A 19,814-nucleotide genomic window follows, 5' to 3' on the forward strand; every position below is an offset into this window, starting at 1 on the left:
CTTTCCTCTAGGCTGGAAAATGTGAGCAGAGAAAGCATCTCCTTGAACGAGACATCCAAACTAGTGCTCCTTGCCGGCGCTACTTCCGCCTCCGGCATTGCCAGCGCCACCGCGCTGGTTGATGCCGGAGCGCGGGTGCTTGCGGTAGGAAGCAACCAAGATCGGCTCGACGAGCGCCTGCCGTTCGCCCATGCCCGTTATGAATGCGATCTGGGTGACTTCGCCGCGGTCAAGCAATTGGCGCTGCAGATCCATCAAGAGCACGGCAGCATCGATGCGCTGATCCATCTGGTCGGCGGCTGGCGCGGCGGCAAATCCATCACCGGGCAAAGCGACGAGGACTGGGAGTTCCTGCACCACAGCGTGCTGACCACCCTGCGCAACACTTCCCGCGCGTTCGTCGATGATCTGGTCTCTTCCCCCGCAGGACGCTTGGCCATCGTGAGCGCCGAAGCGGTGCTGAACCCGACCCCGTCCAATGCCAACTACGGAGCCGTCAAGGCCGCCGCGGAGCATTGGGTCAATGCGATCGCCCGCCTATTCGCCAAGCAGGCCGAAAATGCCGCCGCAGTCAGTTGGGTCGTCAAGGCATTGAGCGACAAGTCCCCGGAGGAAGCTCCTTCCGGGCATACTCCGGTGCAATTCCTCGCCCGAGCCGCCGTGGACCTGCTGGAGCAGGATGCCGGCGAGCTCAACGGCGCCCGCATCGCCTTGCCCAAGGCCTGATGACTAGCCAAGGCACGCACCCGGGCGCTGTCCTGAGCCTCGCACACCACTTCACCCCTTGAACCACTAAGGACCACCACAGCATGACTTTTACCCACGACGCGTCGGTTCGCGGATTCGCTTCGGATAACTACTCGGGCGTGCACCCGCGGATCATGGACGCCATTGCCCGCGCCAATGGCGGCCACCAGATTTCCTACGGCGAAGACCAGTACACCGAGGAACTGGGCAACGTCGCCCGCAATGCTTTTGGCCCCGAAGCCCAGATCTTCCCGGTGTTCAACGGCACCGGTGCCAACGTCATCGCACTGCAATCGCTGCTGCCGCGCTGGGGCGCGGTCATTTGCGCGTCGTCGGCGCATATCAATGTGGACGAGAACGGTGCGCCCGAGCGCATCGGCGGCTTCAAGCTGCTGCAGGTGGACACCCCGGACGGCAAGCTCACCCCGGAACTGATCGACCAAGAAGCATGGGGCTGGGGCGACGAGCACCGCGCGCAGCCGCTGGCCGTATCGATCACCCAGGCCACCGAGCTGGGCACGCTGTACACGCCTGAGGAGATCAAGGCCATCACCGACCATGCGCACAAGCTGGGCATGAAGGTGCATCTGGACGGCTCGCGCCTCTCCAACGCCGCGGCATCCCTGGGCGTCGAGCTGCGCGCGCTGACCACCAATGCCGGCGTGGACATCGTCTCCCTCGGCGGCACCAAGAACGGCATCCTGCTCGGCGAGGGAATCTTGACCCTGCGCAGCGAGCTGGCCCAGGACCTGAAGTACCTGCGCAAGATGAACATGCAGCTGGGTTCAAAAATGCGTTTCATCTCCGCCCAGCTGATCGAGCTCTACGGCACCGGCCTGTGGCGCGAACTGGCAAGCCACTCCAATGCCATGGCCGCCAAGCTCTCGCAGGCGGTCGAGGAAATCGATGGTGTCCAGCTGGTCTACCCCACCCAGGCCAACGGCGTTTTCGCCCAGCTGCCAACCGAAGTCAGCGATCAGCTGCGCGAGCACTTCCGCTTCTACGACTGGGACCGCGCGGCCGGGCAGGTGCGCTGGATGTGCTCTTTCGACACCACCGAGGACGATGTTGCCGAGTTCATCGCCAAGCTGCGCGAGCTGATGGGAGCCTACGCCGCGGCATAGCATGCAGCCCCGGTCGGCGCGCCGTACCCATGCTCGGGTACGGCGCGCTTAGACTCAAATTGTGACCAATGATCGCCCTGCTTCCGCCATTCCGAAGGCCTTTGCCAAGGCCCTTGACGAGTTGTCGCATGCCAAGGTGCGCAAGGAACTGAAATTCACTGAAATCCCGGCTCCCGGCAGGCTGGCCCCCTTCGCGCTGGCGCTCAGCGGCGATGTGATGGATGTCGTTGCCCCCGGACACGGGCCCCAAGGGCGGGAAATCGGACGCACCCCGTTCCTTCAACCGGCCGAGCAGCTGGCCACCGGTCGCTTCATTCTCCTTTTCGACCCGGCGGGCCAAGAACTGTGGAATGGCCAGTTCCGCATCGTCACCTATATCCGCGCCCGGCTGGATCATGAAATGGGCCAGGATTCCATGCTGGCTTCAGTCGCGTGGTCGTGGCTCGAAGAAGCCCTGCGCGAGCGTGATGCCGCCTACCATTCAGCTGGGGGCACCGCGACCCGGGTGATTTCCGAGTCCTTCGGCAATCTTGCCGGGGAACAAGACCACATCGATATCGAGCTGCGCGCTTCATGGTCGCCTGACTCGGATCATCTCGGCGCGCACCTGAGCGCATGGGCCGATATGGTCTGCACTTTTGCCGGACTGCCACCCTTGCCCGAAGGCGTGCAGCAGCTGCCCCACCGCCGCCTGAGCTAGCAATTATCCATGCGGTGGAGCTGATTAGTCCTAGAATGGAAGCACCATGCCGAATTCTGAATCTTCCGCTCCCGCATCACCCGCTCCCGCCACGGAGGCTGCCGCGCCGGTTCTGACACCGCTGACCGCACCGCGCGACGGGATCCCCGAAGTCATCGACACTGCACCGGCGTTGCGCCGTGCAGTACGTGCCCTGGAAGCGGGCACCGGCGACTTGGCGGTGGATACCGAAAGGGCCAGCGGATTCCGCTACGGCCAGCGCGCCTTCCTGCTGCAAATCCGCCGAGAAGGCTCGGGCACGTGGCTGATCGATCCGGAGACCTTGGATGACCTGACCCCGCTGCGCGAGTTCGTCAACCAGCAGCCCTGGATCCTGCATGCGGCCACCCAGGATCTGCCCTGCCTGCATGAATTGGGCATGTCGCCCACCTCGCTGTTCGACACCGAGATGGCTGGCCGCCTCGCAGGATTCCCCCGCGTCTCCCTGGGCACCATGGTCGGCGAATTGCTGCGGCTGCAATTGGCCAAGGAGCATTCGGCCGTGGACTGGTCCACCCGCCCGCTACCCGAATCGTGGCTGAATTACGCCGCACTGGATGTGGAAGTCCTCGAAGAGCTGCGCCACGCCATCACCAAGGTGCTCGAAGAGCAGGGCAAGCTGGAGTTCGCCCGCCAGGAATTCGAGCACGAACGCACGTTGCCCGATCCCGTCCCGGCAGAAACGCCGTGGCGGAAATTATCCGGCATCCACAAGCTCAAGAGCCGGCGCAACCTAGCTGTAGCCCGCGAGCTGTGGCTTTCGCGCGAATCCCTGGCCCAGAGCCGCGACGTGGCCCCGGGGCGGTTGATTCCCGACCGCGCCATCATGGCAGCCGTGGAGCAGCGCGCCACCAGCGTTCCCGCGCTACTGAAGATCCCGGGGTTCCACACACGCAATGCCAAGCGCGATGCGGCGCGCTGGGTCGACGCAATCCAGCGCGGTAACAGCACCAGGGACCTGCCCGATCTGCGGGCGCCCAAGACGGGCCTGCCGCACCCCCGCTCGTGGGCAGAGAAGAACCCTGAAGCCGCGAATCGCTTGGAAGCTGCCAAGCAGGTAGTCAATGAGGTGAGCGAGCAGTGGAACATTCCCGGCGAGAATCTGCTGACTCCCAAGTACCTGCGCGAAGTGTGCTGGAATGCACCGGTGCGGATCAGCGAGGCAAGCGTGGCGGACAAGCTGGAAGGCCTCGGCGCCCGCCCATGGCAGCGTGCGCTGCTTTCGGACAAGCTGGCCACGGCACTGAAGCAGGCCTGAGCGGATCCGCAGAGTAATTCGCCGAAGGTTCACCGATTCGCGGGGACCGGCAACTTGCACTTCAAGTTACTCCTGAGTAACGTATGGTTCAGGTCACAGTGATGCTGGCCACTGCCCTGTACTACACGGGCAGCATGAACCAACCCAAGGAGCCCGACGGTGACTGCCAACGCTTCGACCGTGCGCAACAGCGCGCACCCATCGCTCGACGACCGCGATGTCGTCTTCATCGACGGGGTACGCACCCCGTTCGGCAAAGCCGGCGACAAGGGAATCTACCACGGTACCCGCGCCGATGACCTTGCCGTCAAGGCCGTACGCGGCCTGCTGGAACGCAACCCTGAAGTGCCCGCCGAGAAGATCGACGAAATCTCCATCGCCGCAACCACGCAGACCGGCGACCAGGGCCTGACCTTGGGCCGCACCGTCGGCCTACTCTCCGGTATCCCCCAGTCCGTGCCCGGCTTCGCCATCGACCGCATGTGCGCCGGCGCCATGACAGCGGTGACCGCGACCGCAGGCGGCATCGCCTTCGGCGCCTACGACGTCGTCGTCGCCGGCGGCGTGGAGCACATGGGCAACCACCCCATGGGCGCCGGAGCCGACCCGAACCCGCGTTTCCTCTCCGAGCGCATCGTCGACCCGCAGGCATTGAACATGGGCAATACCGCGGAGAACCTGCACGACCGCTTCCCTGCGATCACCAAGGAACGCGCCGACCGGTACGCCGTCGCATCCCAGGCCAAGCTGGCCAAGGCCTACGAGAACCAGCAGATCCAGGCGGACCTGATCCCCGTGGCCGCCAAGCGCCCGGGCGAAGGCTGGGCCGTGAACACGGTTGACGAGCCTCCGCGGCCGGGAACCACCATGGAATCGCTGGCCGAATTGCGCACCCCGTTCCGCGCCCACGGACGCGTGACGGCAGGCAACGCAGCCGGCCTGAACGACGGCGCCACCGCCGCCCTGCTGGCCAGTGGCGCCGCAGTGCGCGAACTGGGCCTGGAACCGAAGATGCGCATGGTCTCCTTCGCCTTCTCCGGTGTGGAACCGGATGTGATGGGCTACGGACCGGTTCCGTCCACCGAAAAAGCCCTGGCCAAGGCCGGCCTGGGCATCAACGACATCGGCCTGTTCGAAATCAACGAGGCCTTCGCCGTCCAGGTGCTCTCCTTCCTCGACTACTACGGAATCGACCAGGACGATGAGCGGGTGAACCGCTACGGCGGGGCCATCGCGGTGGGCCACCCGCTGGCCTCCTCCGGCGTGCGCCTGATGTCCCAGCTGGCCCGCCAGTTCTCCGAGGACCACACGGTGCGCTACGGCATCACCACGATGTGCATCGGCCTGGGCATGGGCGGCACAGTAATCTGGGAAAATCCAAACCACGCGGACTTCGGCAGCAAGGCATAAGGAAGAGACAATGACTGCATTGAGCAAAGATTTCCAGACTGTCGCGCAGCTGATGCACGACGAGACCGTCACCCACTCCTACGTGAAGGATGTGGCACTGCCCAGCGGCAAGACCATGGCGCTGCTGACCCTGGACAACGGGTTGGACCACAAGAAGCCGACTACGCTCGGGCCCAACGGGCTGCTGGAATTGCGCGCTGCGCTTGAAGTCCAGGCAGAACGCGCGAAGAACGGCGAGATCCACGCACTGGCGATCACCGGCAAGCCATTCTTCCTGATCGCCGGCGCCGACCTGTCGGCCGTCACCCGCCTGAGCGAACCGAGCCAGGCCACGGCCATGGCTTCGCTGGGCCATTACACCTATGAGCTGCTTGCCGATTTGGGCGTCCCGACCTTCGCCTTCATCAACGGCCTGGCGCTCGGCGGCGGCCTGGAAATCGCACTGGCCTGCAACTACCGCACGGTCAGCACCACCGCCGGCGCACTGGGCTTGCCGGAAAGCTTCCTCGGCCTGATCCCGGGTTGGGCCGGCGTCTACCGCCTGCCACGCCTGATCGGCCCGGAGAACGCGCTGAAGGTCATGATCGAGAACCCGTTGAACAACAACCGTACGCTCTCCGGTCCGGCCGCCGCGAAGATGGGCGTTGCCGATGCCCTATTCGAATCGGCCGACTTCATCGAGCATTCAATTGCCTTCGCTGACGGCGTCATCTCCGGAACCACCGAGGTCAAGCGCCCCAACGCCGTTGACCCCAGCGATCCGGAAGTTGCCCGCCGCTGGCTTGAGGCGGCCGATGCCGCCGAGAAGTTCGTCGACGCAAAGCTCTCCGGTGCGGCCCCCGCGCCGTACAAGGTGCTTGAGGTCTTCCGCCGGGGCCTGGCCATCTCGCAGCAGGAGTCGGCCGCCCTTGAGGTCGATGCATTGACCGGGCTGATGCGCACCCCGCAGTTCCAGAACACCGTGTATGCCTTCCTGGACCTGGTCCAGAAGCGCGGCAAGCGTCCTGCCGGCGCACCGGATCCCAAGCTCGCCCGCCCGGTCACCAAGGTGGGCGTCGTCGGCGCCGGCCTGATGGCCAGCCAGCTGGCCCTGCTGTTTGTCCGCCGGCTGAACGTGCCGGTGGTGATCACCGATCTGGATCAATCACGGGTGGACAAGGGACTGGCCTACATCCACGGCGAGATCGACAAGCTGCACGCCAAGGGCCGGATGAGCCAGGATGCGGTGAACCGCACCAAGGCCCTGGTTACCGGCTCGGTCACCAAGGAGGCATTCGCCGATGCCGATTTCGTCATCGAGGCAGTCTTCGAAGAGCTGAACGTGAAGAAGCAGGTTTTCGCAGAGGTAGAGGCAGTGGTCTCCCCCGAGTGCATCCTGGCCACCAACACGTCCTCGCTCTCGGTCACCGAGATGGGGCGCGACCTTGAGCACCCAGAACGCCTGGTCGGCTTCCACTTCTTCAACCCGGTCGCAGTGATGCCGCTGCTGGAAATCGCCGCTACCGAATGGACCAGCGATTCCGCGCTGTCCATCGCGTTCGTGCTGGGCAAGAAGCTGAAGAAGACCGCGGTGAAAACCAAGGATTCCGCCGCGTTCGTGGTCAACCGCGTATTGCTTCGCCTGATGAGCGAAGTCCAGGCAGCTTTCGATGAGGGCACCGACGCGAAGACAGCTGACTCGGCACTGGCCCCAATGGGCCTGCCGATGACCCCGCTGACCCTGTTGGCCATGGTGGGCCTGCCGGTCGCGCAGCACGTCAACGAGTCGCTGAACGCCGCTTTCGGCGATCGCTTCACCATCTCGGAGAATCTGCAGAAGCTGATCGATGCAAAGATCACAACCCTCTGGGTCAAGGACGAGGCAGGCAACCAGGTGCTCAACCCTGAAGCTGAAAAGCTGATGTCCTTCGGCGATCAGCCCTCGACCGGAGAACAGATCCTGGCCCGTGTCCAGGACGCGCTGGCTGAAGAAATCGGACTGCTGCTGGCTGAAGGCGTAGTTGCCGAAGCCGCCGACGTTGACCTGTGCATGATCACCGGTGCCGGCTGGCCGATGCACTTGGGCGGCATTACCCCGTATCTTGACCAGGTTGGCGCCTCCGCACGCGTCAACGGCAAGAAGTTCAACGGCTAGTACCCAACCGGCCGTTTTTGGTTGCATCGCTTTTCCCTGGGCGCTGGAACCAGGCAAGGAGCCGAGACTCTTCCCCATCGGGAAGCTGGTCTCGGCTCCTTGCTGTCTTGAAGATGCGCGAACCCCGTACAGCTGGATCCGCTGTACGGGGTTCGCGCGTTCTGAGGAGCTGCGCCTGCTAGCAGTTAGATGATGTCCTCGCCGTTGCGGCGGGCTTCCAGCCATTCCTGGATGAAACCCCTGCTGATGAAGAACAGCACTCCTGCCACGATCGCTGGCCATACCAGCACATACAGGCTCAAGAAAAACGTCGTCATTATTTGCCTCCCAGGCTCTGTGCGTCACGTCCGGCTTCTGCAGTATCAGTCTGTGCCTCAACTACATCGAAGTCACCGGTGCGTATCGCGATCACATCGAAGTCGAATTCCATCTTGGATCTGAAGGACATGAGGTAGCAGACGATGGTACTGACCGAGTAGGCTACCAGCGAAGCGCTCAAGGTGGTGTAATCGCGGAGGAAACCGAAGGCGAACGGAGCACTGACCAGCATCGCGACGACTCCGACAATCTTGGCGACGCGCAGGCCGAAGAAGCCGAAGCTCATCAATGCCAGGACCACGCCGATGCCAATCACCGCGAGCAACTCGATCAGGAATCCGGTGACGCCGTTGATCGGGATCAGTTCGAAGCGAACCGGGATGAAGATCGCAAGGGCAACCAGTACCGAGACGGTGAAGGCCTTGTTCGTGACCTTATTCCAGTAGAAGCTGGCCAAAACCGGGAATACCAGTGCGCCCCAAAGGGCACCAACGAAGACCAGCAGGTCCAGGATATTCAGCTGCATGCTCGCGAAAGCGACTGCCAAGGCCGTGGCAACAACCATGGTCGCACGGCCAAAGAGCAGCATCTTCTTCGGATCGGCCTTGTCCTTGCCGGCGACGTTCTGCCCGTAGACATCCGCCATCATGATCGAAGACAGTGCCGCCAAGTCAGAGTCGGCTGTGGACGACAGCGCACCAATAATCATGATGAAGAACAGCGCCAGCAGAACACCGGGCAGGTAGCTGGCTGCCATCTCAGGAATGAGGTTGTTCATGTCGCCACCGGATGGCTCGAATCCGAGGTACAGGGCCAGCACACCGAGCATGCCCACGCCGATGACCATGGCGCCGTATCCGATGGTTGCGGTGATGAACGTCGGCTTGATCAGGTCCTCGCGCACTGCGAACAGACGCTGGGCAATGGTCTGGTTGCCGATTGCGTAGGCCAGTACCGCGGCAATATATGGTGCGCCTTGGCCCAGGAATGCTTCAGAGGAGAAGAAGTTGGACTGCTGCGGGGTCAGGTTGCTTGCGCCGGTTTCGAACGCGGCCGGGAAGCCTGCGGCAAAGAAGATGGCTGGAACGATAATTGCCACAGCGCCGAGCATCGCAACGACCTGGACAAAGTCGGTCAGCACCGAAGCACGGAACCCGGACCACAGGGTGTAGAGCAGAACGCCACCGGCGACGGCCAGCACGCCCTGGATGAAGTTGAAGGGCGAGAGCATCGAGATCAATACGCCGCCGGCAATGAAGTTGGACATCAGGGAGATGACCGAACCGACAATATTGGATCCGGCCAGCATCAGCTGGCTGGAGCGGCCGTGGCGTGCGTGCATGACCTCGGCGAGGGTGTGCGCGCGTGGTGCGACCTTGCGGATCCGCTTGCCGAATGGGTAGATGAACAGAATCATCAACGCACCCCAGAGACCGTAGTGGATGGGGCCGGAGATTCCGTAGGTGTAACCTGACGTGGCCGAGGCATACATCGACGAAGCCCAAATCCACGTCGCGGTCATACTCGCAGCAGAAATGCCGAATCCGATTTTATTTCCCGCCGTCATGTAATCGTCGGCGTTTTCCTTCTTTTTCCCGATCCGGGTAGAAATTAAAAAGGTTCCTCCGTAGAAGAGCACCAAAAGCAAGACAACAGTTAGGGCGCTGAATTGCACGATTTCGTTATCCACGCGCCACCTCCCTCTTTTAGACAGTGATGAGATCCGCGCCGGGAGCTATTAGCTCAACCGACGACTTGTCCTGCACGTCTTCCCGCGAGATGTCATCGCTAGGGGTAAATTTCAGCTGACGCGCACAAGCCCCTGGGCCCATGAATCACTTCCCTACACTCAAGTTTCGTTCGTTTCTCATTCGTATCGTTCATCCCTGGTAACTGGGAGCACCACCTTCTGGATTCATTCCAGAAACTGGTGATTTGGCTTCACAACGTGAATCCAGACCTCTGGCTCGCCTGCATCTCACTTGCGGCTATCCAGACGTGCGCCTAACGGCGCTTCGGGTCAGTACAGGCGTGACATTCGCGTTGGCGAATACCGCCTGTTTTCCATCGGAGAACTGCTACCTGTAACTCAACACGCGATCACGGCGCGGAGTATCTCGGTCGGCGTCAATAAGCCTGACAGGTGAACAGTTAAAGAATTCTCCGAAAATGTTAGCTTCAACTAGCTATCCAAATATTAGCATGAATGCAAAGATATCCGAACTATCAGCCGCCAGGCAGTGAGTCAACCGAACAGCCCGCCAAGCTCGAACCGAGCCATTCAAATTAATCCATCTCCTGCATCAATTACCAGCCGGTATTCATTCGCGCGTAACGGCGCGCACAAAAACAGGAAAGCCTCAGCAGGAAAAAGATCTAGATTCGGCCACTTCCAACCCAACCGCAAGGCGGCATTGCGACGAAGCTCCACGCGCAGGAAAAACCCCACCTAGATTACTAACCATGGGCAGAACCCAGGGCTCAAGCCACATTCAACGAGACCGACCCCCAAGGGCCCACGCTGTAAATTCGATGCTGATGCATGAATATGCATAAGGTTCGATAGCCGGATAGCTGAATGGTAAATGAACAACGCCTCTGCCGGTTGCATTCCACAAACGCGGCGATCACCAAGCACGGGCGTTTGGCACTTAGCGCCTGCACAGAGATCTCTGCCAGAATGGGATCATGACTGACATTGCCCGACCAGCCCGCCGCACATTCATGTGCGCTTCGGCAGCACTTGGTTCCGCCGCTCTTCTGACCGCCTGCGGTGATGGACGTTCTGAAGCAGACACCCCCGAGGCATTGCCGATCCCGGAACCAACCGGCGAAGGACAGTCGCTCATGAAGACGAAGGATCTGCCCGTTGGATCACGCGCCTTGGCACCTGCCAAGGATCCGTCCGGAAAGGATGTCGGCATTCTGCTTTTCCGCAAGGATGAGAAGACCGTATTGGCGTACTCGAACGTTTGCACGCATCAGGGTTGCGCGGTAACCCCTAAATCCAGCAAAGAAGATTTCTACTGCGCCTGCCACGGCTCACGATTTGCACCCGCTGATGGAACCGTAACCGATGGTCCAGCTATCGCCGCCTTGCCACGATACGCTGCGGCAATCGAAGGCGACGACATCATCGCCTACGTCACCGCCGCAGAGTAGTTTCCCACCTCTAATCAAGCATGAAGGGCTGAACCCCACAGGGTTCAGCCCTTCATGCTTGGCCCAGACGCCATTAGAACAAGGCAACCTTTTCCGGAGCCGGGAAGAGCTCGTCCATCTGGGTCCGCTCGGTCTCAGTAGGAACCCAGCGAACGGCAGCGGCGTTGGCGCGTATCTGCTCGGGACGAGTAGCACCCGCAATCACCGAGGCCACAGGCGACTGCGCGGCCACCCACGAGAACGCCAATTCGACCGGCGTAAGATCCCGTTCGGCAGCGAAGGCATTGAACCGGTCGAGCTGCTCGAAATCGCTGGTTTCCACCAGGTGCTGGCGCGCATGCGTCAGGCGGGTGCCCTCCGGGGCATGCCCCTTGGAGTACTTGCCAGTGAGCAGCCCGTTCGCGAGCGGGAAATAAGGCAAAACACCCAGGTCGAATTCACGAGCAGCCGGCAGCACTTCGAGTTCCGCGCGGCGGTCAATCAGGTTGTAGTGGTTCTGCGCCGAAATGAACCGTTCGGTTCCCAACTCACGGGCGACGTACTCCGCCTGGGCAATTTGCCAGCCGGAGCGGTTCGAATGGCCGATATAGCGAACCTTGCCGCTAGCCACCAGATCATCCAGGGCCCGCAAGGTTTCCTCAATAGGGGTCATCGCATCCGGCGTATGGAACTGGTACAGGTCGATGTAGTCCGTTCCCAGTCGCTTGAGCGACGCTTCGACCGCTCTGACAATATAGCGGCGCGAGCCTCGTGCGTTGAAGTCCGGTCCGTTCACGCCCTGCATATCCATGCCGAACTTGGTGGCCAACACGATGTCCTTGCGTGCTGGACCCAGCGCCTTGCCGAGGCGGATTTCGGAAAGCCCCGCTTCCTTGCCATAGATGTCCGCGACATCGAAGAGCGTGATACCCGCATCGAGGGCCGCCTTGATCACGGCGTCGGTTCCTTCCTGGGATTCCGTTGCAGTACCTGCGCGGCCAAGGTTGTTGCAGCCTATCCCGACGACGGAAACGCTCAGGCCGCTGCGGCCTAGCTGACGGAATTCCATGGACACCTCATCTGTTGGTCTGATCATCCGCTTCACTGAGCGACCTTATACCCCTAGGCTATCTGGTAAGTACAAGTGCTCAACATTTCACGGCACAATTCACTGCATTGCATATTTATCCATTAGGATGGAGACATGTCTAAAGTTCTTACCAATCTCCCTGTAGGCGAGCGCGTGGGTATCGCGTTCTCCGGTGGCCTCGACACCTCGGTCGCAGTAGCCTGGATGCGCGACAAGGGCGCCATCCCTTACACCTACACTGGCGACCTCGGCCAGTACGATGAGCCAGATATCGATGCAGTACCTGGCCGCGCGCTGGAGTACGGTGCAGAGAACTCCCGCCTGGTTGATTGCAAGCCTGCCTTGGTTGAAGAAGGCTTCGCAGCACTCGCCTGCGGCGCTTTCCACATCCGCACCGGCGGCAAGACCTACTTCAACACCACCCCGCTGGGCCGCGCCGTCACCGGCACCCTGCTGGTTCGCGCCATGCGCGAAGATGGCGTGGACGTCTGGGGCGACGGTTCGACCTACAAGGGCAACGACATCGAGCGCTTCTACCGCTACGGCTTGATGGCCAACCCGAAGCTGCGCATCTACAAGCCATGGCTGGATCCGAACTTCGTTGCAGAACTCGGCGGCCGCCAGGAAATGTCCGAATGGCTGCAGGAACACGGTTTCCCATACCGCGACTCGGCTGAAAAGGCCTACTCGACCGACGCCAATATCTGGGGCGCGACGCATGAGGCGAAGACCCTGGAACTGCTCGACAGCTCCATCGAATCCGTTGAGCCGATCATGGGCGTTAAGTACTGGGACGAAAGCCTCGAGATCAAGACCGAAGACGTTTCGATTTCCTTCGTCGCCGGCCGCCCGGTGGCCATCAATGGCAAGGAATTCACCGATCCGGTGGCCCTGGTCAACGAAGCAAACATCATCGGTGGCCGCCATGGCTTGGGCATGAGCGACCAGATCGAGAACCGCATCATCGAGGCCAAGTCCCGCGGCATCTACGAAGCCCCTGCAATGGCGCTGTTGTACATCGCCTACGAACGCCTGGTCAACGCGATCCACAACGAAGACACCGTGGCCAGCTACCACAACGAAGGCCGCCGCCTGGGCCGCCTGATGTACGAAGGCCGCTGGCTGGACCCGCAGGCCCTGATGCTACGCGAATCGCTGCAGCGTTGGGTAGGTTCGGCCATCACCGGTACCGTGACCATCCGCCTGCGCCGCGGCGACGACTACACCATCCTCAACACCGAGGGCGAGAACCTGAGCTACCACCCGGACAAGCTGTCCATGGAGCGCGTAGGCGATGCAGCCTTCGGCCCGGTTGACCGCATCGGCCAGCTGACCATGCGCAACCTGGACATCGCCGACTCCCGAGGCCGCCTGGAGCAGTACGCCAACATGGGACTGGTCGGCGGCACCACCGCCAAGCTGGTCGGCTCGCTGGAAGCCGGCGGAGCCGACGCGATCGTGAACTCTACCCAGGTCGACAGCGACGATCTGGCTACCGACCGCGCTATCGAGTCAGCTGCCTTCGACGCAGGCACCGACTAAGCTCGCGGGCTCATGCCCCAAGCGCTGAAAAGCTCGGGCGGGTCCTTCCTTGGCTGGAAGGATCCGTCCGAGCTTTTTCTTGTGCAGCAGGCTAGGGCACCGCCCGGTTTGCAGCCGGGCGGCAGGGGCTTAGAGGGGCCAGGCCGTTGAGCGCGGCCAGGGATTGCAGGGCCATGATGAACCCGGCCAGCGGGAGGAACCTGAGGATTCCGTGCACCACAGTTCCCACACCGGTGTCCTTGGCTGGGAGCTTCACCGCTTCATCCGTCAACCAAGTGGCCAGCGTGATCACGGTGCCGATCAACGCGATTTGCTCCTCGGGCAGCGTCATCGTCTTGGCCAGCACGATCCCGGCAGCGAATCCGATCAGCACCTGGGTGGCCGCCCACAGCATCGGACGCAGCGTGCCCTGGAGCTTCGAACGCCCGACGCCCCAAGGCTAGGCCTCGATCAGCTGCAGCAGCGGGCTGACCGCGATGGTGAAGCCGACCAGCGAAACCAGTCGCAGCACCAGCCGGATGCGGGCGCCGGAAGTGGTGTTCGGTGCTGGCAGGCGGAAACCCTGCTCGACGATCCACACCGCGATCACCACGATGACCCCTGCCAGAGCCAGCTGAGCGTGGCCGGCCCCGGAGAACAGCGAGGTGATGCCGATGCCGATAATGACGCCAATGCAGGCCTGGAACACCAGGTGCAGCGGTGTGCGGGTTGCGCCCATCCGCGGGGCCTTACGCTGAGCGCCGGAAGTTTCGTCCCGGTCTTCTTGTGGAATCATTTCTCCTTGTATCCTGCTCGTTCAAACCTGCGTCTTCGCTGCACTGCGCGAAGGCGCCAAATCCTTGGACAGCAGCAGGCCGCTGCCGCCGCTGAAAACCACGGTACCCAGCTGCGCAGCCCGGGCCACTTCCTCGAAGCCCAGGGAGCGGTGGAGCGCCAATGACGCGGCGTTCTGCGCATTGACCACGCGCCATGCGCTCGAAGCGCGCTGGGCAATCCAGTCCAGCCGTGCTTCCGTCAGGCTCCGACCCACTCCCCGGTGCCGGCATCCGCGGGCAACCTCGATCCCAGCCAGGTACTAACCAGCTGGAGCTGTTGCATCAGCAGGTTCCCACCAATGGGCACGGGACCAGCCAAGCAGTTGGCCATCCAGGTTGTAGATGACCAGCTGGCACTCTCCGCTCCCCCACAGCTCAGGTTCTGCATGGCGCCCCATGCTTTGGGACAACCTGCGGATGGCCGGGTAGTCCACTGCCCGCATCGGTTGCGGCGCGGGAATGCCCAGTCTCATCAGCAGCTAGTCGATGGACATGGGCTTTGATGGCATTGGGTGGGCCATCTTCAGCTTGTTCACTTCAGCGTAGGGTGCGACGCCGATGCTCATCTTGGTGAAGTCCAGCTTGGCTTCGCGGATGCACGTCTTGATCGCCGCAACTGCCAGTTTTGGCGCTGGAGATAGGACCCTGATGTTCAGCTTGCGGTTGCCGAAATCGCTGGACTCCACGGTACCCAGTCCGCGCCATGCCAGATGGCCGGTCAATGCTTCCTTGGTCTTCTTTTCAAGGTAGTGGTCACGCTCGGTGCCGTTGGCCGACTTCAGCGCATACTGGACGATCACCCACGACTGGTCTTCCGCTTCAATTTCCTTGTAGCCTGCTTCTGCACAGGCTTCCATGAACCCGGCGAACAACTCGTCCGCGCGATCGTTGTCGACGTCCTGCACATCGCTGGTTTGCGACATATGGCCAACGGAGCCGTGGTTGATCACGAACTGGCCCAGCTCTTCGTCCTCGAACTGCTGGAACCACGCTTCACGGAAATGCAGTACGTTCTTCTCATCCAAACGGTAGGTGCGCACAATCGCCATAGGTTTTCCCTTTTCAGGTCAGTGAATCATTCAAGTATGAAATTCTTGGACAGCTTCAGGCTGTCGGGAGGCCCGCGACTTTAGCTAACCATAATTCCCGATGAGCATGGTTGAACGGCGACGAATTCTCCGCCACGGATTCCAAGAGCTGTTCGCTGGTATCGCGAACTGAATCCTGGAGCTTCTGCGGATACCCCATCGACAGCGCGTGCTCTGCGAACTCGTCCTCGTCATCAAGGAAAGTGCCTTTGCTCCGGGAACGGATGACATCCAGATCCAGGTCAATGGAGTTGATTTCCCACGCGTCACGTTTCATCTGCAGCCAGCCGACATTGCTGGACAGGTCAATGTAGACGTCGAAATCCTCTGAGGCATCCGAATACATCGTGGCGACCCAGTCTCCACGATGCGGGATCAGGCACAACGCGTTGGTGGCAGCCAGGTGGGCGGTGCCAGGACGGGCGACCAGGGAACCGGCTGGCTGATGCAGCCAGTGGCCGAATTCGTCTTGCCCAAGGTAGAAGCCCGGGACAACCCAGTGCGGGCTCCCGTCGAACTTCCATGCGCGCGCGACAACTAGCGAGCCGAAGCCGATATTCTCAGGGCTGCGGGGCAAATCCTTCGGGCAACCGCTCATAGGGCTCACAGCTTAGGGATCTGTCCGGTGGGCAGGTCCTGGCCAGGCAGCGGGCGGGCGAAAGGCACCTTGGTGCCGAGCACCTGTGCGAGCGTATCCCGGGCTACCTGCTTGGCGGTCAATCCGACGCGTTCAAGCACCTCTCCACGGGTGCCGTGAGCCAGGAATTCCGTAGGCAGGCCCACTTCGTTCAACGCGGTGTCCACCCCTGCGGCACGCATCTCGGTGCGCAGGCGCGAACCGACGCCGCCGGCACGCACGCCGTCCTCGACGCATACAACGATGCGGTGGCGGGCAGCCAGGGAAATCACCGACTTCGGCATCGGCAGAACCCAGCGCGGGTCGACGACGGTGACCGACACACCCTGGCTGTTCAGGCGCTGGGCAACATCCAGCGACAGCTCGCTCATGGCACCGACCGAAACGATCAGGACATCCGGCGCCGACCGGTCCCCCAGCCGGGCCAGCACGTCCACGCCATCGGGCAGGCGATCGACGGCTTCCACTGGTTCGCCGACCGAGCCCTTGGAGAAACGCACGACGCTTGGCGCATCGTCGATGTCCAGGGCTTCGCGCAGTTCTTCGCGCAGGCGGTCCGCATCGCGTGGTGCGGCCAGGTGCAGGTTCGGCACGATCTGGGTCAGCGCCATATCCCACATGCCATGGTGGCTGGCGCCGTCCGGGCCGGTGACACCTGCACGGTCCAGCACGATGGTGACTCCGGCCTTGTGCAGGGCCACGTCCATCAGTAGCTGGTCGAAGGCGCGGTTCAAGAAGGTCGCATAGACGCAGACGACAGGATGCAGGCCGCCGAAGGCAAGGCCTGCCGCGGTGGTCATGGCGTGCTGTTCGGCGATGCCAACGTCGATCACGCGGTCGGGATGCTCCTGGGACATCTGCTTCAGGCCCACCGGCTGCAGCATGGCACCGGTGATCGCCACGATGTCCTCGCGCTCATTGGCCACGGCGGCGATTTCCTCGCCGAAGACGCTCGTCCAGCTTTGCGCACTGGGCTTGGACACTGGCAGTCCGGTGACCGGATCGATTACGCCAACAGCGTGGAACTGGTCAGCCTCATCGGCTCTGGCCGGGGCGTACCCATGGCCCTTCTCGGTCAGGGCGTGGACCAGCACCGGGCCGGCGTACTGCTTCGCCTGCTGCAGCGCCTCTTCTACTGCACGCTGGTTGTGCCCATCGATCGGGCCGATGTACTTCAGGCCGAGGTCTTCGAACAATCCCTGCGGAGCCCACCAGTCCTTGATGCCCTTCTTCGTGGCATGCAGGGACTTGTAGGTGAAGTCACCGATGGGACCCGAGCCCTTGAGCTTGACCTTGAGCTTGTCCATGGCGTTCTCGTACGCGGGGTGGGTGCGGAACTTGTCCAGCTGCTGGCGCAGGCCGGAAAGCTGGTTGGCCAGGCCGCCGATGGTCGGGGCGTAGGAGCGGCCGTTGTCGTTGACCACGATGACCGCTTTGCGGTCCTTATCGGCAGCGATGTTGTTGACCGCTTCCCAGGCCATGCCGCCGGTCAGGGCGCCATCGCCGACCAGCGCCACGGCGTAGCGGTCATTGTGATTCATCAGCTTGTTCGCGCGGGAAATGCCGTCAATCCATGACAACGAAGAGGAGGCATGGGAAGACTCGACAACGTCGTGTTCCGATTCACCGCGGTCGGGGTAGCCAGACAGGCCCCCTTGCTGGCGCAGGGTTTCGAAGTTCTGGCGTCCGGTAACCAGCTTGTGCACGTACGACTGGTGCCCCGTGTCGAAGACGATGGAATCAGTGGGGGAATCGAAGACGCGGTGGATGCCCAGGGTCAATTCGATTACGCCGAGGTTCGGGCCCAGATGCCCGCCCGTCCGTGCGACATTGTCGATGAGGAAACTGCGGATTTCCTCCGCCAAGTCGCCGAGCTGTTCAAGGGTAAGCGCCCGCAGGTCACTTGGTTTCTTGATGGTCTTCAGTAAAGACACGTTCATCCCCTTCACAAATTCACCGACGATAGGCTGGAAAGCCCATGCGAAATACCCAGTTTACCGCGTCCAAGGCTTCTTTCATTATCCGCCAACGTTCCAGTTGGTGCTAATTTCCCGGCAATGACGTTCGCTACCCTGCCGGTTCAAGGCATGCGCTTTGGCTGGTTCATGCCTGTGCCAGGGTCTCGGCCAGCATCTGGAGCCCCTGGGCTTCGAAGTCTCTGTCGCCAACTTGGTGAGCCCAGACTGCCGTTCCAAGTCCCTCGCGCAATTGCATGATCCGCCAGGATTCGCGTTCCCGTGGGTCGTGGCCATACCCCTGGAGAAAAGCGGCTTCCAAATCTGGACGCGCCTTCCACTGCTGGACAGCCAGCCGGGCCAGGTCGCTGGCAGCTGGGCGGAATTCGAAGCGGCCGAAGTCGATAACTCGCAGTTCGCCTTGATCGGCCAGCCAATTGCGCGGTTGCCAATCCCCGTGGGTCGGCACCAATACGGCTGGTTGCGGTTCATAGCTTCTGAGCATCTGCTCGATCTGCCGGCGAGCCGCTGGCTCGATCCGATGTTCGCGTTCCAGGAGCACGAGAAACTTCTGCGTCAGCCGAGCTTCATAGCCGGGATCCAGGCATTGCGCTTGCGAATGCAGCAGCTTCAGCGCCGCGCCGGCCTGACGATGGAACTCCGGGTCGAATTCATATTCGCTGTCCGCACTGAGCTCGCCTGGCTGAAAGTCCAGAATCATCAAGCGCAAGGAATCGCTGGCGTGCAGCAGCTTGGCTGCTTTCCCGGCTTCTATCAGCGGCCCCGTGTAGCGGCGGTGCGCCAGCAGCTCACGCACTATGTGGTGGTTCTCTTCTCCCCCGGTCTTGGCCACGACGTGCTTCATCCCCGCCTGCAGGTGCAGCACTTTGGTGTCGCCAAGATTCCACGACATGTCGGCTACAACCTCGACGTCACCCAGCCACTGCCGTATCCGTTGCGCGTGTGGTGCTGGCACCAAGGCATCAAGGCTCAGCGCATTCATCGCTGGCGTCCGTGCCGGAACGTGCTGGTCCCAGATTGACGAGGAGACGGGCGATTCGCCGCCAGATCTTCCATGCAACCTCCATGACTGGTATTTTTCCTGAGCCTAGCAAGGTTTGTTCTCCAGGCCCCTGCGGCTCGCTAGGCTTGTCGCATGGAAGCATCGCAACGCTCGGGCCAAACCGCCGCTCGTTACTCGCCGGTGGCCGAGGCGTATATCGATCTGTTCGGTTCACCGGAGCAGGCGGAGGCTGAGGACCGGGAACTGATTGCGGCGTGGGCCGCACAGCTGCACGGACCAGTCCTGGACGCTGGCTGCGGTCCCGGGCATTGGACGCAGTTCATTGCCGATGGCAATCGGCCGTCCACCGGCGTCGACTTGGTGCCGGAGTTCTTGGACTTCGCACGGCGCACCTTCCAGCAGCCCGATTTCCTGCGCGCCGATCTGGCGCACCTGCCATTCGACGGCGAGCAGTTTTCCGGGGTGCTCTCCTGGTATTCGGTGATCCATGTTCCCCCGTCAGATCTTCCACCCATCTTGGACGAGTTGGCCCGCGTGCTCCAACCCGCGGGAAAGCTGCTGCTCGGCTTCTTTGCCGGGGACCAGCTGGAAGCCTTTGACCATCAGGTTGCCCAGGCATGGTATTGGCCGCCAGCGCAGCTGGGCGACCTCCTGGAACAGTCGGGCTTTGGCGTGCTCGAAGTCGGCACCCGCTCCCGGCCTGCTGCCCGCACCCATGGCCATCTGAGCGCGCAAAAGCTTTCATAAGCGACCTGAGACCCAAGGCAATTGCCTTGGGTCTCAGATTCTCCC

The 19,814-nt window shown here is 62.0% G+C and carries 19 protein-coding genes; 9 read left to right on the plus strand and 10 right to left on the minus strand.

Annotated features, from left to right (window positions below):
* The first annotated feature begins 21 nt into the window (after window positions 1-21).
* The 6 genes from ACLQ8T_RS10120 to ACLQ8T_RS10145 all read left to right on the plus strand — a co-directional run bounded on the left by ACLQ8T_RS10120 (window position 22) and on the right by ACLQ8T_RS10145 (window position 7,412).
* The gene (locus tag ACLQ8T_RS10120; RefSeq protein ID WP_338085781.1) at window positions 22-726 is read left to right on the plus strand and encodes an SDR family oxidoreductase; all 705 of its coding nucleotides are present in this window, start codon (window positions 22-24) and stop codon (window positions 724-726) included.
* Window positions 727-809: 83 nt separating this feature from the next.
* The gene (locus ACLQ8T_RS10125; protein ID WP_413454566.1) at window positions 810-1,871 is read left to right on the plus strand and encodes a threonine aldolase family protein; all 1,062 of its coding nucleotides are present in this window, start codon (window positions 810-812) and stop codon (window positions 1,869-1,871) included.
* 61 nt (window positions 1,872-1,932) lie between these two features.
* Window positions 1,933-2,571, plus strand: coding sequence for a DUF3000 domain-containing protein (locus ACLQ8T_RS10130; RefSeq protein ID WP_204722394.1), 639 nt, complete (start codon window positions 1,933-1,935; stop codon window positions 2,569-2,571).
* A gap of 46 nt (window positions 2,572-2,617) precedes the next feature.
* Entirely contained in the window at window positions 2,618-3,868 is a 1,251-nt protein-coding gene (locus ACLQ8T_RS10135) for an HRDC domain-containing protein (RefSeq protein ID WP_204722395.1), read from the plus strand.
* Window positions 3,869-4,027: 159 nt separating this feature from the next.
* Entirely contained in the window at window positions 4,028-5,278 is a 1,251-nt protein-coding gene (locus ACLQ8T_RS10140) for a thiolase family protein (RefSeq protein ID WP_413454567.1), read from the plus strand.
* A 10-nt stretch (window positions 5,279-5,288) separates the two neighbouring features.
* Entirely contained in the window at window positions 5,289-7,412 is a 2,124-nt protein-coding gene (locus tag ACLQ8T_RS10145; protein ID WP_413454568.1) for a 3-hydroxyacyl-CoA dehydrogenase NAD-binding domain-containing protein, read from the plus strand.
* A gap of 185 nt (window positions 7,413-7,597) precedes the next feature.
* On the opposite strand, the gene ACLQ8T_RS10150 is transcribed toward ACLQ8T_RS10145, so the two are convergent.
* A complete protein-coding gene (locus ACLQ8T_RS10150; RefSeq protein ID WP_239543344.1) occupies window positions 7,598-7,729 on the minus strand; it encodes a putative transporter small subunit in 132 nt (43 codons plus the stop codon).
* Window positions 7,729-9,420, minus strand: coding sequence for a sodium:solute symporter family protein (locus ACLQ8T_RS10155; RefSeq protein WP_413454569.1), 1,692 nt, complete (start codon window positions 9,418-9,420; stop codon window positions 7,729-7,731). The genes ACLQ8T_RS10150 and ACLQ8T_RS10155 overlap by 1 nt, the downstream gene beginning before the upstream one ends.
* A 998-nt stretch (window positions 9,421-10,418) precedes the next feature.
* On the opposite strand from ACLQ8T_RS10155, the gene ACLQ8T_RS10160 reads away from it, so the two are divergent.
* A complete protein-coding gene (locus ACLQ8T_RS10160; protein WP_204722399.1) occupies window positions 10,419-10,892 on the plus strand; it encodes a Rieske (2Fe-2S) protein in 474 nt (157 codons plus the stop codon).
* 73 nt (window positions 10,893-10,965) lie between these two features.
* On the opposite strand, the gene ACLQ8T_RS10165 is transcribed toward ACLQ8T_RS10160, so the two are convergent.
* Window positions 10,966-11,940, minus strand: coding sequence for an aldo/keto reductase (locus ACLQ8T_RS10165; protein ID WP_413454570.1), 975 nt, complete (start codon window positions 11,938-11,940; stop codon window positions 10,966-10,968).
* Between the two features lie 135 nt (window positions 11,941-12,075).
* Between ACLQ8T_RS10165 and argG the strand changes: the two genes are divergently transcribed.
* Window positions 12,076-13,503 (plus strand): argininosuccinate synthase, encoded by a 1,428-nt coding sequence (argG, locus tag ACLQ8T_RS10170; RefSeq protein WP_413454571.1) that lies wholly within the window; start codon window positions 12,076-12,078, stop codon window positions 13,501-13,503.
* Between the two features lie 91 nt (window positions 13,504-13,594).
* On the opposite strand, the gene ACLQ8T_RS10175 is transcribed toward argG, so the two are convergent.
* From ACLQ8T_RS10175 to ACLQ8T_RS10205, 7 genes are all read right to left on the minus strand, one after another.
* Window positions 13,595-13,897, minus strand: a complete 303-nt coding sequence (locus ACLQ8T_RS10175) for a hypothetical protein (protein WP_413454572.1) — start codon at window positions 13,895-13,897, stop codon at window positions 13,595-13,597.
* 45 nt (window positions 13,898-13,942) lie between these two features.
* A complete protein-coding gene (locus tag ACLQ8T_RS10180) occupies window positions 13,943-14,278 on the minus strand; it encodes a hypothetical protein (RefSeq protein WP_413454573.1) in 336 nt (111 codons plus the stop codon).
* Between the two features lie 21 nt (window positions 14,279-14,299).
* On the minus strand, window positions 14,300-14,533 hold the full coding sequence (locus tag ACLQ8T_RS10185) for a hypothetical protein (protein WP_413454574.1): 234 nt from the start codon (window positions 14,531-14,533) through the stop codon (window positions 14,300-14,302).
* 264 nt (window positions 14,534-14,797) lie between these two features.
* Entirely contained in the window at window positions 14,798-15,367 is a 570-nt protein-coding gene (locus ACLQ8T_RS10190; protein ID WP_413454575.1) for a hypothetical protein, read from the minus strand.
* A gap of 55 nt (window positions 15,368-15,422) precedes the next feature.
* Entirely contained in the window at window positions 15,423-16,004 is a 582-nt protein-coding gene (locus ACLQ8T_RS10195) for a DUF402 domain-containing protein (RefSeq protein WP_239543346.1), read from the minus strand.
* A 5-nt stretch (window positions 16,005-16,009) separates the two neighbouring features.
* Window positions 16,010-17,977, minus strand: coding sequence for a 1-deoxy-D-xylulose-5-phosphate synthase (gene dxs, locus ACLQ8T_RS10200; protein WP_413454576.1), 1,968 nt, complete (start codon window positions 17,975-17,977; stop codon window positions 16,010-16,012).
* A 169-nt stretch (window positions 17,978-18,146) separates the two neighbouring features.
* Window positions 18,147-19,001, minus strand: coding sequence for a phosphotransferase (locus ACLQ8T_RS10205; RefSeq protein WP_413454577.1), 855 nt, complete (start codon window positions 18,999-19,001; stop codon window positions 18,147-18,149).
* 153 nt (window positions 19,002-19,154) lie between these two features.
* Between ACLQ8T_RS10205 and ACLQ8T_RS10210 the strand changes: the two genes are divergently transcribed.
* On the plus strand, window positions 19,155-19,769 hold the full coding sequence (locus tag ACLQ8T_RS10210; RefSeq protein WP_413454578.1) for a class I SAM-dependent methyltransferase: 615 nt from the start codon (window positions 19,155-19,157) through the stop codon (window positions 19,767-19,769).
* Window positions 19,770-19,814 lie beyond the last annotated feature (45 nt).

The sequence above is a fragment of the Glutamicibacter sp. FR1 genome (assembly GCF_047300825.1).
Taxonomy (GTDB): domain Bacteria; phylum Actinomycetota; class Actinomycetes; order Actinomycetales; family Micrococcaceae; genus Glutamicibacter; species Glutamicibacter nicotianae.